The sequence below is a fragment of the Pseudomonas paraveronii genome (assembly GCF_963681955.1).
In the GTDB taxonomy this organism is placed as follows: domain Bacteria; phylum Pseudomonadota; class Gammaproteobacteria; order Pseudomonadales; family Pseudomonadaceae; genus Aquipseudomonas; species Aquipseudomonas paraveronii.
On sequence record NZ_OY817130.1, the window covers coordinates 872,453 to 885,148 of the forward strand.

At 60.1% G+C, this 12,696-nt stretch carries 13 protein-coding genes and 1 tRNA gene; 6 read left to right on the top strand and 8 right to left on the bottom strand.

Annotated elements, in window-relative coordinates:
• Positions 1-5: 5 nt before the first annotated feature.
• From ychF to U5A08_RS03835, 8 genes are all read right to left on the bottom strand, one after another.
• On the bottom strand, positions 6-1,106 hold the full coding sequence (gene ychF / locus U5A08_RS03800) for a redox-regulated ATPase YchF (protein ID WP_253393312.1): 1,101 nt from the start codon (positions 1,104-1,106) through the stop codon (positions 6-8).
• Positions 1,107-1,128: 22 nt separating this feature from the next.
• The gene (gene pth, locus U5A08_RS03805) at positions 1,129-1,713 is read right to left on the bottom strand and encodes an aminoacyl-tRNA hydrolase (protein WP_017844407.1); all 585 of its coding nucleotides are present in this window, start codon (positions 1,711-1,713) and stop codon (positions 1,129-1,131) included.
• Between the two features lie 166 nt (positions 1,714-1,879).
• Complete coding sequence (locus U5A08_RS03810) at positions 1,880-2,479, bottom strand: 50S ribosomal protein L25/general stress protein Ctc (RefSeq protein ID WP_247397494.1); 600 nt, start codon at positions 2,477-2,479, stop codon at positions 1,880-1,882.
• 138 nt (positions 2,480-2,617) lie between these two features.
• Positions 2,618-3,559, bottom strand: coding sequence for a ribose-phosphate pyrophosphokinase (locus U5A08_RS03815; protein WP_003208392.1), 942 nt, complete (start codon positions 3,557-3,559; stop codon positions 2,618-2,620).
• A 46-nt stretch (positions 3,560-3,605) separates the two neighbouring features.
• Positions 3,606-3,680, bottom strand: a tRNA-Gln gene (locus tag U5A08_RS03820).
• 37 nt (positions 3,681-3,717) lie between these two features.
• Entirely contained in the window at positions 3,718-4,569 is an 852-nt protein-coding gene (gene ispE, locus U5A08_RS03825) for a 4-(cytidine 5'-diphospho)-2-C-methyl-D-erythritol kinase (RefSeq protein ID WP_321850390.1), read from the bottom strand.
• Position 4,570: 1 nt separating this feature from the next.
• Entirely contained in the window at positions 4,571-5,188 is a 618-nt protein-coding gene (lolB, locus tag U5A08_RS03830) for a lipoprotein insertase outer membrane protein LolB (protein WP_247397500.1), read from the bottom strand.
• Positions 5,189-5,192: 4 nt separating this feature from the next.
• Entirely contained in the window at positions 5,193-6,917 is a 1,725-nt protein-coding gene (locus U5A08_RS03835; RefSeq protein WP_253393314.1) for a tetratricopeptide repeat protein, read from the bottom strand.
• Between the two features lie 182 nt (positions 6,918-7,099).
• On the opposite strand from U5A08_RS03835, the gene hemA reads away from it, so the two are divergent.
• From hemA to U5A08_RS03865, 6 genes are all read left to right on the top strand, one after another.
• Positions 7,100-8,389, top strand: a complete 1,290-nt coding sequence (gene hemA / locus U5A08_RS03840) for a glutamyl-tRNA reductase (RefSeq protein WP_253393315.1) — start codon at positions 7,100-7,102, stop codon at positions 8,387-8,389.
• Positions 8,386-9,468: a peptide chain release factor 1 gene (gene prfA, locus U5A08_RS03845; protein WP_253393316.1), complete on the top strand. Its 1,083-nt coding sequence runs from the start codon at positions 8,386-8,388 to the stop codon at positions 9,466-9,468. Before hemA ends, prfA begins: the two co-directional genes overlap by 4 nt.
• Complete coding sequence (gene prmC, locus U5A08_RS03850) at positions 9,469-10,299, top strand: peptide chain release factor N(5)-glutamine methyltransferase (protein WP_321850397.1); 831 nt, start codon at positions 9,469-9,471, stop codon at positions 10,297-10,299.
• The gene (locus U5A08_RS03855; RefSeq protein ID WP_253393318.1) at positions 10,293-11,048 is read left to right on the top strand and encodes a molybdopterin-synthase adenylyltransferase MoeB; all 756 of its coding nucleotides are present in this window, start codon (positions 10,293-10,295) and stop codon (positions 11,046-11,048) included. Before prmC ends, U5A08_RS03855 begins: the two co-directional genes overlap by 7 nt.
• Positions 11,041-11,835, top strand: coding sequence for a glutamate racemase (murI, locus tag U5A08_RS03860; RefSeq protein WP_253393319.1), 795 nt, complete (start codon positions 11,041-11,043; stop codon positions 11,833-11,835). The genes U5A08_RS03855 and murI overlap by 8 nt, the downstream gene beginning before the upstream one ends.
• A gap of 112 nt (positions 11,836-11,947) precedes the next feature.
• On the top strand, positions 11,948-12,466 hold the full coding sequence (locus U5A08_RS03865; protein WP_253393320.1) for an acyloxyacyl hydrolase: 519 nt from the start codon (positions 11,948-11,950) through the stop codon (positions 12,464-12,466).
• Positions 12,467-12,696: the final 230 nt, after the last annotated feature.

The following is a 12,696-nucleotide window of genomic DNA, read 5'->3' on the forward strand; positions in this document are numbered from 1 at the left end:
AACGCTTACACGTTGAAGCGGAAGTGCATCACATCGCCATCTTTGACGATATATTCCTTACCTTCCAGGCGCCATTTACCGGCCTCTTTCGCACCGGCTTCACCCTTGTACTGGATGAAGTCGTTGTAGGCGATCACTTCGGCGCGAATAAAGCCTTTTTCGAAGTCGGTGTGGATCACGCCGGCAGCCTGTGGCGCGGTGGCGCCGACCTTGACGGTCCAGGCGCGGACTTCTTCGACACCGGCGGTGAAGTAGGTCTGCAGGCTGAGCATTTCGTAACCGGCGCGGATCACGCGATTCAGGCCAGGCTCTTCCAGGCCCAGGGCCTCGAGGAACATGTCCTTTTCTTCGCCGTCATCGAGCTCGGCGATTTCCGCTTCGATCTTGTTGCACACCGGAACCACGATCGCGCCTTCTTCGTCGGCGATGGCCTTGACCACGTCGAGCAGCGGGTTGTTCTCGAAGCCGTCTTCGGCGACGTTGGCGATGTACATCACCGGCTTGGTGGTCAGCAGGTGGAAGCCCTTGACCGCGGCCTTCTCGTCAGCGCTCATGGTCTTCATCAGGCTGCGTGCCGGCTTGCCCACGGTGAAGTGAGCGATCAGTTGCTCCAGCAGGCCTTTCTGGACCACGGCGTCCTTGTCGCCACCCTTGGCGTTACGCGCAACTTTCTGCAGTTGCTTCTCGCAGCTGTCGAGGTCGGCGAAGATCAGTTCCAGGTCGATGATCTCGATGTCGCGTTTCGGGTCGACGCTGTTGGAGACGTGAATCACGTTCTCGTCTTCAAAGCAGCGGACCACGTGGGCGATGGCATCGGTTTCGCGGATGTTGGCCAGGAACTTGTTACCCAGGCCTTCACCTTTCGACGCACCGGCCACCAGGCCGGCGATGTCGACGAACTCCATGGTGGTCGGCAGGATGCGCTTGGGGTTGACGATCAGCGCCAGTGCATCCAGGCGCGTGTCCGGCATCGGCACGATACCCGTGTTGGGTTCGATGGTGCAGAAGGGGAAGTTCTCCGCCGCAATACCGGACTTGGTCAGCGCGTTGAACAGGGTGGATTTGCCGACGTTGGGCAGGCCGACGATGCCGCAATTGAATCCCATGGTGTTTCCCCTCGGAAAAGAGTCAGGCCTTCTGGCTGTGCAGGTTTTTCATCGCGCGGTTCCATTCCCCGGCGAGGATATCCGGCAGCACGCCGAGGGCAAAGTCGATGCAGGCATCGAGTTTTTCCTGTTCGGCGCGTGGCGCACGACCCAGGACGAAATTTGAAACCATACTGGCAACGCCTGGGTGGCCAATGCCGAGCCGCAGACGGTAAAAGGTATTCTGATTGCCCAACTGCGCGATGATGTCGCGCAGGCCATTGTGCCCGCCATGCCCGCCGCCTTGCTTGAGCTTGGCAACGCCGGGTGGCAGGTCCAGTTCGTCATGGGCCACCAGGATTTCTTCGGGTTTGATCCGGAAGAACCCCGCAAGCGCCGCGACAGCTTGGCCGCTGCGGTTCATGTAGGTGGTGGGAATCAACAGACGAACATCCTGACCCTGATGCGAAAAGCGTCCGGTCAGGCCAAAATACTTGCGATCGGCCACCAGGTTTACACCTTGGGCGTGGGCGATGCGCTCAACAAAAAGGGCCCCCGCGTTATGCCGGGTCTGTTCGTATTCGGCGCCTGGATTTCCCAGGCCAACGATCAGTTTAATGGCAGTCACGACAGGGGCCCTTCCTTTGGAGTTGTGGATAACATTGCCGACCTGAGTGCGGCGAAAGTGGACGACAAGAGATCATTTACCCAAGAGTAAACGCCGCGTTATCGCCCGCTTTCTCGCTACGTTTCGGTCCGCGATGTTTCCTCAAGCTCCGGCAATACAGAGTGAATTACTCTGCAGCGCCTTCTTCAGCTTCTGGAGCAACGCGTGGAGCGTGAACGTTGGCAACCGCTTTGTCATCACCGTGAACCAGTGCGACAAACTCAACGCCTTTAGGGGCTTTGAGGTCGGACAGGTGGATGATTTCGCCGATTTCCATGGCCGACAGGTCGACTTCGATGAACTCAGGCAGGTCTTTCGGCAGGCAGGTCACTTCGATCTCGGCAACAACGTGCGAAACTTCGCCGCCTTTCTTGATCGGAGCTTCTTCACCAACAAAGTGCACAGGCACGATGGCGGTCAGTTTCTGGCCGGCAACGACGCGAACGAAGTCAGCGTGCAGCACGTGGCCTTTAGCTGGGTGACGTTGCAGCGCCTTGATGATGACGTTCTGCTTGGTGCCGCCGATGTTCAGCGAGATGATGTGGCTGTAGGCCGCATCGTTTTCCAGCAGTTTGGCAACTTCTTTAGCCAGCATGCTGATGGATTCAGGGGCTTTTTCGCCACCGTAAACTACAGCTGGAACCAGGCTTGCGAGACGACGCAGGCGGCGGCTCGCACCTTTCCCCAGGTCGGAACGCACTTCAGCATTCAGAATAAATTCGTTCATGTTGTATCTCCAAAATAACCACATTCGCCCCAGCGTTTGCGACCAGCGCTAAAGGCGATATGGGCAAAAAAGCCCCGCCCCAACAATATGCTGGGGCGGGGCGCTTTTCGTCAGTGAGGTGATCCGTTGGTTTGACCCTTAACGGAACATCGCGCTGATCGATTCTTCGTTACTGATGCGGCGAACCGCTTCGGCAACTACCGGTGCGATATCCAGTTGACGGATACGCGAACAGGCTTGAGCTGCAGCGGACAACGGGATGGTGTTGGTCACCACCAGTTCGTCCAGCATTGAGTTCTCGATGTTCTCGATCGCTCGGCCCGACAGCACAGGGTGTGTGCAGTAGGCGAAGACTTTTGCCGCACCGTGCTCTTTCAAGGCTTTAGCCGCGTGGCACAGGGTGCCGGCGGTGTCGACCATGTCATCAACCAGAATACAGGTACGCCCTTCGACATCACCGATGATATGCATCACTTCAGAGTGATTGGCTTTCTCGCGGCGTTTGTCGATGATCCCGAGATCAACGCCCAGGGATTTGGCAACAGCCCGTGCACGCACGACGCCACCAATGTCCGGGGACACGATCATCAGGTTTTCAAAGCGCTGGTCTTCGATGTCATCCACCAATACGGGGGAGCCGTAGATGTTATCTACCGGAATATCGAAGAACCCCTGGATTTGGTCAGCGTGCAGGTCAACCGTGAGAACACGGTCGATGCCTACCACGGTGAGCATGTCAGCCACGACTTTCGCGCTGATAGCCACACGTGCGGAACGCGGACGGCGATCCTGACGGGCATAACCAAAGTAAGGGATTACAGCTGTGATTCGAGTCGCTGAGGAGCGGCGGAAGGCATCAGCCATCACGACGAGTTCCATCAGGTTATCGTTGGTCGGAGCGCAGGTCGGCTGAATAATGAAGACGTCTTTACCGCGAACGTTTTCATTGATCTCGGCGGTAATTTCGCCGTCGGAAAATTTCCCGACAGAGATGTCACCGAGAGGGATATGCAGCTGACGAACGACACGTCGAGCCAGATCGGGGTTGGCGTTCCCCGTAAAGACCATCATCTTGGACACGCGCAGTACCTAGAGGCTGAGGGTAACCTGGATGAGTAAAGGAAAATGGCAGGGGCGGCTGGATTCGAACCAACGCATGGCAGGATCAAAACCTGCTGCCTTACCGCTTGGCGACGCCCCTGTATCTGTTGCAACGAGTACCCAGTACTCGGTTCCTTTTAGAGCAGACTTTGCAGCTTGCGATGCAACATCGAAACGTTGCTTCCCTTTGCTACAAACCCTGTAAGGGTCTCTGTAAGAACGGCCGAGACTTTATCAGCTTCAGCTTTGTTTGGGAAGCCCCCAAACACACAACTTCCAGTGCCGGTTAATTTTGCTTCGGTAAATTTACCTAACAAATTCAAAGCGTTACGTACTTCTGGGTAACGCCTTGCTACAACCGGTAAGCAGTCATTTCGACTGTTTCCCTTGGGAACGGGGCGCACTTTAATGGGAGGAGAGTTACGTGTCAACAGTGGATCTGAAAAAATTTCTGCTGTACTTACAGATACTTGCGGGACAAGCACGACATACCACGGCTCTTCCGGGTATTCAGGGGTGAGTTTTTCCCCCACACCCTCGGCAAAAGCAGCGTGTCCGCGCACGAAAACCGGGACGTCGGCACCCAGGGTCAGGCCCAGCGTGGCCAGGCGATCGAGGTCCCAGCCGAGCTTCCACAAGTGGTTCAGACCCAGCAGTGTGGTCGCGGCATTCGAGCTGCCGCCACCGATGCCGCCGCCCATGGGCAGGACTTTATCGATCCAGATGTCGATGCCGAGCGTGCAGCCGGATTGTGCCTGAAGTTTTTTCGCGGCCTTCACGATCAGGTTGCTGTCGTGGGGCACGCCTTCGAGTTCGGTGTGCAGACGGATCACGCCATCGTCGCGTATGGCGAACGTCAGTTCATCGCCGTAGTCGAGAAATTGAAACAGCGTCTGCAACTCGTGGTAGCCGTCTTCACGGCGACCCAGAATGTGCAGCATCAGATTGAGTTTGGCCGGGGAGGGCAGGGTCAGTTTCTCTACGCTCACGTTATTGCCCCAGCTTGCGCGGTTGCCAGTCCTTGATCACCAGCGTGACGTCAAGGTCGGTGCCGTGCAGTTTGATCCGCTCAGGCAGCCAATAACCGCTCTGTTGCACGTAGCTCAGGTATTCGACCTTCCAGCCGTCCTGTTCCAGGGAGGCCAGGCGGCTATCGCCATTGAGGCTCAGGCGGCTTTTGCTGTCAGGTGCGGGCAAACCGCGTACCCACCAGACCAGGTGCGACACCGGCAACTTCCAGCCGATCTGTTCTTCCAGCAGCGCCTCCGGGGAGGCGGCTTCGTAGCGACCCTGGTTGGCTACTTCGAGGCTGACTTGCCCCGGTCGGCCGGTCAGGCGGGCGGCGCCTCGACCCAGCGGGCCGGACAGGCGGATATCGTAGTAATCCTGGCGTTGCAGCCAGAACAAGGTGCCGCTGCCGGAATCTTTCGGCGCGCGTACCCCGACTTTGCCTTCGATCTGCCAGCCATCAATGCTGCTGAGCTGTGCCTTGTGCTGTTTCCATTGCGCCGGGCTGCCCTGGCCTTCAACGGATTCGCGGGCGCCAAAGCCCGCACAACCGGCGAGCAAGGCGATGAAGCTGAAAACAATAAAGTGGCGCAAGAACATAAACTTAAAGGGTCTCGGAACCGGTCAGGCGCTTGATGGTGCTGCGCAGGATGGGGCTTTCGGGTTGTTCCTTGAGGAACTTTTCCCAGATTTGTCGGGCTTCGCGCTGTTTGCCGTTGGCCCAGAGCACTTCGCCCAGGTGTGCAGCGACTTCCTGGTCGGGGAAGCGCTCCAACGCCATGCGCAGCAGGCGCTCAGCCTCGTCCAGGTTGCCCAGGCGGTAATTCACCCAGCCCAGGCTGTCGAGTACGGCCGGGTCTTCCGGGTTGAGCGTGTGGGCCTGTTCGATCAGCACCTTGGCTTCGGCGTAACGCGTGGTGCGGTCGGACAAGGTGTAACCCAGGGCATTGAGCGCCATGGCGTTTTCCGGGTCGCGCTTGATGATCAGGCGCAGGTCTTTTTCCATCTGTGCCAGGTCATTGCGTTTTTCCGCCTGCATCGCGCGGGTGTAGAGCAGGTTCAGATCGTCGGGGTATTGCAGCAAGGCTTGTTGCAAGACTTTCCAGGCGCGCTCGCCCTGATTGTTGGCCGACAAGGTCTCGGCCTGGATCAGGTACAGCTGGATCGCGTAGTCAGGCTCAGCCTCGCGGGCCGCGGCCAGGCGTTTTTCCGCCTCGTCGGTGCGCCCGTTGCTCATCAGGATGTCGGCCTGGCGCAACTGGGCGGGTAGGTAATCGTTGCCGGGACCGACCTGGGCGTATTCGAGCAGGGCGGCCTGGGGGTCGTTGTTTTCTTCGGCGATGCGGCCGAGGTTCAGGTGCGCCGAGTCCACGTGGCTTTCGCGCTCGATCAGCTCTTCCAGGTAGCCCTTGGCCTCGTCCCAGGCCTTGGCTTCCAGGCACACCAGCGCCAGGGAGTAGCGCAATTCGTCATCGTCCGGGTATTGCTGGACCAGGTTGGCGAACTGCACTTTGGCGTCCTCCATGCGGTCCTGCTCCACCAACATACGCGCGTAAGTCAGGCGCAGACGCTTGTCGTCCGGGTATTTCTTGATGCTTTTTTCCAGCAGCGGAATCGCTTCCTTGCCGCGATTGAGGTTCTGCAACAGGCGGGCGCGCAGCAGGATCGGCGCAATCTCGCCTTCTTCCGGCGGGTTCTGTTCGAGCAGCTTCAGCGCGGCTTCGGCTTCGTCGTCCTGTTGCAGCAGCAAGGCCTTGCCGAACACGAGCTGGCTGTTCTTCGGGTGTTTTTGCAGCAGGCGGTCGAAACTCTTCATCAGCCCGTTGCGCGTGTCCGGGTCGGTGTCGGCCGCCGACAGCGCAAGAAAGTCGAAATGAGTGTCGCCCTTGCCCTGCAGGACTTTCTCCATATAGGCCATGGAGTCGTCGTAGCGCCCGGAGCGCGCCAATTGAATGGCCGCCGCCCGTTGGGCTTCCAGATCGTCCGGCGCGTTTTTCGCCCAGATCAGCGAAGTGTCCAGTGCGGCCTGATCAGCCCCCAGGTACTCGGCGATGCGAAACGCCCGCTCCGAGATGCCCGGATCTTGCGTATTGATGGCCTGGGTCACGTAATTATCCAGCGCAATATCGAAACGATTGCGCTGGCCGGCCAGTTCTGCGGTCAGCAGGCTGTACACCGTTTCTTCGCTGAACGAGGAGTAAACCTTGGGCTTTTCAGGGGCTGGGGTGCTCTCTTCCACCGGCGGTGTACCGTCCGGCGACACGGGGGCCATGGCCTGGCAGCCGTTGAGGAAGACAAAAGCAAGGAGCAACGCGGAGGATCTATTCATATAGGAAGAGGACGACTAACCTGCGGTCGGATCATCATGACACAAGCCTTCGGCCAAACATAACCGAGTCTCAATGGATGCCTTTATAGGCACAACGCATAGGGACAATAGACGACGGTGGTTGTTCTGAATCTATCGAAGTAGGACAATTGTCGGCTTTCCGACATCATCAGCGATATTGAATGGCCTTCCTTGCACTCGGTATTAACCACAAAACTGCCTCCGTAGACGTGCGCGAGCGCGTGGCGTTTACGCCTGAGCAGTTGGTTGAGGCCTTGCAGCAGCTCTGCCGACTCACCGACAGCCGCGAAGCTGCGATCCTTTCGACCTGTAATCGCAGCGAGCTTTATATAGAGCAGGAGCATCTTTCAGCGGATGCCGTACTGCGCTGGCTGGCCGATTACCACCATTTGGACGTCAACGACCTGCGCGCGAGCGCTTATGTGCATGAGGACGATGCGGCAGTTCGTCACATGATGCGTGTGGCGTCCGGTCTCGATTCGCTGGTATTGGGCGAGCCGCAGATCCTCGGCCAGATGAAGTCCGCCTACGCCGTGGCGCGTGAGGCGGGCACTGTGGGGCCGCTGCTGGGGCGCCTGTTCCAGGCCACGTTCAATTCCGCCAAGCAGGTGCGTACCGACACTGCCATCGGGGAAAACCCGGTGTCCGTGGCATTTGCCGCCGTCAGCCTGGCCAAGCAGATTTTCAGCGACTTGCAGCGCAGCCAGGCCTTGCTGATCGGTGCCGGTGAGACCATCACCCTGGTCGCCCGTCACCTGCACGACCTCGGCGTGAAGCGTATTGTCGTCGCCAACCGTACCCTGGAGCGTGCCAGCATCCTGGCCGAACAGTTCGGCGCCCACGCTGTGCTGTTGGCGGATATCCCGGCCGAACTGGTGCGCAGCGACATCGTCATCAGTTCTACCGCCAGCCAGTTGCCGATCCTGGGTAAGGGCGCGGTGGAAAGCGCGCTGAAGCTGCGCAAGCACAAGCCGATCTTCATGGTCGATATTGCCGTTCCGCGCGATATCGAGCCGGAAGTCGGCGAGTTGGACGACGTTTACCTGTATAGCGTCGACGATCTGCACGAAGTGGTCGCCGAAAACCTCAAGAGTCGCCAGGGCGCGGCCCAGGCCGCCGAGGAAATGGTCAGCGTCGGCGCCGAAGATTTCATGGTGCGCCTGCGCGAACTGGCAGCGGTGGACGTGCTCAAGGCGTATCGTCAACAAGGCGAACGCCTGCGCGACGAGGAGTTGAGCAAGGCCCAGCGTTTGTTGGCCAATGGTGGCAACGCCGAAGACGTGCTGATGCAACTGGCCCGTGGCTTGACCAACAAATTGCTGCACGCCCCCAGCGTACAACTGAAAAAACTCACTGCCGAAGGCCGCCTCGATGCGCTGGCCATGGCGCAGGAACTCTTTGCCCTCGGTGAGGGCGCGTCAGATAGCTCTTCGGATAAAAAACCGCAATGAAAGCGTCACTGCTCAACAAACTGGACGTGCTCCAGGACCGTTTCGAAGAACTGACCGCCTTGCTCGGCGACGGCGAGGTCATCTCCGATCAGGCCAAGTTCCGTGCTTATTCCAAGGAATACGCCGAAGTTGAGCCCATTGTGGTCACCTACCAGAACCTGTTGAAAGTACAGGCCGACCTGGAAGGCGCCCAGGCCCTGCTCAAGGACAGCGACCCGGACATGCGTGAAATGGCCGTGGAAGAAGTCCGTGAGGCCAAAGACAAATTGGCCGAACTCGAAGGCGACCTGCAACGCATGCTGCTGCCCAAGGACCCCAACGACGGGCGCAACGTCTTCCTCGAAATCCGCGCCGGCACTGGCGGCGACGAGGCGGCGATTTTCTCCGGCGACCTGTTCCGCATGTATTCGCGCTATGCCGAACGGCGCGGCTGGCGCGTCGAGATCCTGTCCGAGAACGAGGGCGAACACGGTGGCTATAAAGAAGTCATCGCCCGCGTCGAAGGCGACAACGTGTACGGCAAGCTGAAATTCGAATCCGGCGCGCACCGCGTACAGCGGGTGCCGGCCACCGAATCCCAAGGCCGTATCCACACCTCGGCATGTACCGTGGCGGTGTTGCCCGAGCCGGACGAGCAGGAAGCCATCGAGATCAACCCGGCGGACCTGCGCGTCGACACCTACCGTTCATCCGGTGCCGGCGGTCAGCACATCAACAAGACCGACTCGGCGATCCGCATCACGCACTTGCCGTCGGGCATCGTGGTGGAGTGCCAGGAAGAGCGTTCCCAGCACAAGAACCGGGCGCGGGCCATGTCCTGGCTGTCGGCCAAATTGAATGACCAGCAGACCAGCGCCGCCGCCAACGCGATTGCCAGTGAGCGCAAACTGCTGGTGGGTTCGGGCGACCGTTCCGAGCGCATTCGCACCTACAACTTTGCCCAGGGCCGGGTCACCGACCACCGGGTCAACCTCACGCTCTACTCCCTGGACGAGATTCTCGCCGGTGGCATCGACGCGGTGATCGAGCCATTGCTCGTCGAATACCAGGCCGACCAATTGGCGGCGATAGGTGAATAAATGACCATCATCGCCAGCCTGCTCCGCGCCGCCGAGCTGCCCGACTCGCCCACCGCACGCCTGGACGTGGAGCTGTTGCTCGCGGCTGCCCTGGGCAAGTCCCGCAGTTACCTGCACACCTGGCCGGAAAAAATCGTCAGCAGCGAAGCTGCGCTGACCTTCGCCGATTACCTGCAACGCCGCCGCGCCGGTGAGCCGGTGGCCTATATCCTCGGCCAGCAAGGCTTCTGGAAGCTGGACCTGGAGGTCGCGCCCCACACGCTGATCCCGCGCCCGGACACCGAACTGCTGGTCGAGGCGGCCCTGGAATTGTTACCCGCAACCCCGGCCAAGGTGCTCGACCTCGGCACTGGCAGCGGTGCCATCGCCCTGGCCCTGGCCAGTGAACGCCCGGCCTGGCACGTCACCGCCGTCGACCGCGTACTCGAAGCCGTGGCCCTGGCCGAACGCAATCGCCAACGCCTGAACCTGCACAACGCCAGCGTGCTCAACAGCCATTGGTTCAGCGCGTTGCAGGGGCACACCTACGATCTGATCATCAGCAACCCGCCCTACATCGCCGCCAACGACCCGCATCTGGTGGCTGGCGATGTGCGCTTTGAACCGGCCAGCGCGCTGGTCGCCGGTCATGATGGGTTGGACGACCTGCGCCTGATCATCGCCGAAGCGCCAGCGCACCTCGTTGCTGGCGGTTGGTTGTTGCTGGAACACGGTTACGATCAGGCCGCGGCGGTGCGTGACCTGTTGCTGAGCCAAGGCTTTGAAGGCGTACACAGCCGCATCGACCTCGGCGGCCACGAACGCATCAGCCTGGGACACCGGCCGTGCTGACCGATCAGGAGCTGTTGCGCTATAGCCGACAGATTCTGTTGCAGCAGGTCGACATCGACGGCCAATTGCGCCTGAAAAACGCCCGCGCCTTGATCGTCGGCCTCGGCGGCCTGGGCGCGCCTGTGGCGCTGTACCTGGCGGCGGCCGGTGTCGGCGAGTTGCACCTGGCGGATTTCGACACCGTCGACCTGACCAACCTGCAACGCCAGATCATCCATGACACCGACAGCGTCGGCCTGAGCAAGGTCGATTCGGCCATCCGCCGTCTGAGCGCGATCAACCCTGAGGTCAAACTGCTCACTCACCGGACTGCGCTGGATGCCGATTCCCTGGCGGCGGCAGTGGCGGCGGTGGATGTAGTGCTCGATTGCAGCGACAATTTTTCCACCCGCGAAGCGGTCAACGCCGCCTGCGTGGCCGCCGACAAACCGTTGGTCAGCGGCGCGGCGATCCGCCTGGACGGGCAACTGTCGGTGTTCGACCCGCGCCGCGCCGACAGCCCGTGTTACCACTGTTTATACGGGCACGGCAGCGACACCGAACTGACCTGCAGCGAAGCCGGCGTGGTCGGCCCGCTGGTCGGTCTGGTGGGCAGCTTACAGGCGCTTGAAGCGTTGAAATTGCTCGCCGGTTTCGGCGAGCCCTTGGTCGGACGCTTGTTGCTGATCGATGGCTTGACCACACGTTTCCGTGAGTTGCGCGTCAAACGCGACCCCGGTTGCAGCGTGTGTGGGACACACCATGGTTAAGGATGCACCGATCGGTGTGTTCGACTCCGGCATCGGCGGGTTGACGGTGCTGGAGGAAATCCAGCAACTGTTGCCCCATGAGTCGCTGCTGTACGTCGCCGATTGCGGGCATATCCCCTACGGCGAGAAAACCCCTGCCTTTATTTACGAGCGTTCGCACCGGGTCGCCGAGTTTTTCCGCGAGCAGGGCGCCAAGGCCTTTGTGATTGCCTGCAACACGGCGACCGTCGCCGCCGTGGCTGATTTGCGCCAGGACTACCCCGACTGGCCGCTGGTGGGCATGGAGCCCGCCGTCAAACCCGCCGCCGCCGCGACCCGCAGTGGCGTGGTCGGTGTGCTCGCCACCACCGGCACCCTGCAAAGCGCCAAGTTCGCCGCGTTACTCGACCGTTTTGCCACCGATGTGCGGGTGATTACCCAGCCGTGCCCGGGCCTGGTAGAACTGATTGAAACCGGCGACCTGGGCAGCCCGACCCTGCGCCAGCTATTGCAAGGCTATATCGACCCGCTGCTCAGCGCCGGCTGCGACACTATTATCCTCGGCTGCACCCACTACCCCTTCCTCAAGCCGCTCCTGGCGCAGATGCTGCCCCCCAGCATCAGCCTGATCGACACCGGCGCCGCCGTGGCCCGCCAACTCAAGCGCCTGCTGGGCGAACGCGATCTGCTGGCCACCGGCAATCCGGATCCTGCCCAGTTCTGGACCAGCGGCGACGTGTATCACCTAAGAAATATCTTACCGACACTATGGAAACATCCTGGAGTTGTGAGAAGCTTCGGCTCGTGAAAATTTCGTGAATTTTCGCCGTTAGACGCTGAACGTCTGACACTGCGTTGGCTTCTATAGGCGAGATTGTTTGTGTAAAACCCGATAACTTCGTTCGGAAGGGATGTTTCTTATGAAGCGCTTGTTCTGTTTGACCGCGATTGCGGCCGTTGTGGTGGGACACTCTTTTTCGGCGCAGGCCGCCGGCCTTGAGTTTGGCCTGGGGGCCACCAGTGATTCGACGCTCACCTATCGATTGGGACTGACGTCGGATTGGGACAAGAGCTGGATGCAGAGCGACGTCGGTCGCCTGACCGGCTATTGGAGTGGCGCTTACACCTATTGGGAAGGTGATCACCGTGCAGGCGCGAGCAGCCTGTCGTTCTCGCCGGTGTTTGTGTACGAGTTCGCTGGGGAATCGGTAAAACCTTACATCGAGGCCGGGATCGGGGTGGCGGCGTTTTCCCGCACGCGCCTGGAAGACAACAACCTCGGCCAGGCCTTCCAGTTCGAAGACCGCCTGGGCTTCGGTTTGCGCTTTAACGGCGGGCATGAAGTGGGCATTCGGGCGTTGCATTATTCCAACGCCGGGCTCAGCGACCATAACGACGGCGTAGAAAGCTACTCGTTGCACTACACGATGCCGCTGTAACTTCAGAACCCTGCAAAACCCTGTGGGAGGGGGCAAGCCCCCTCCCACATTGAGATATTCGTCGGCCTGAGATCAGCGGTAAGCGATCGTAATCCGTTCGCGTTCGGTGGCATCGAAAACTACTCGTTGCCCTGCAAAACCCTGTGGGAGGGGGCTTGCCCCCGATAGCGCAGTGTCAGTCGCAGAATTTGCCAACTGACCCACTGCTATCGGGGGCAAGCCCCCTCCCA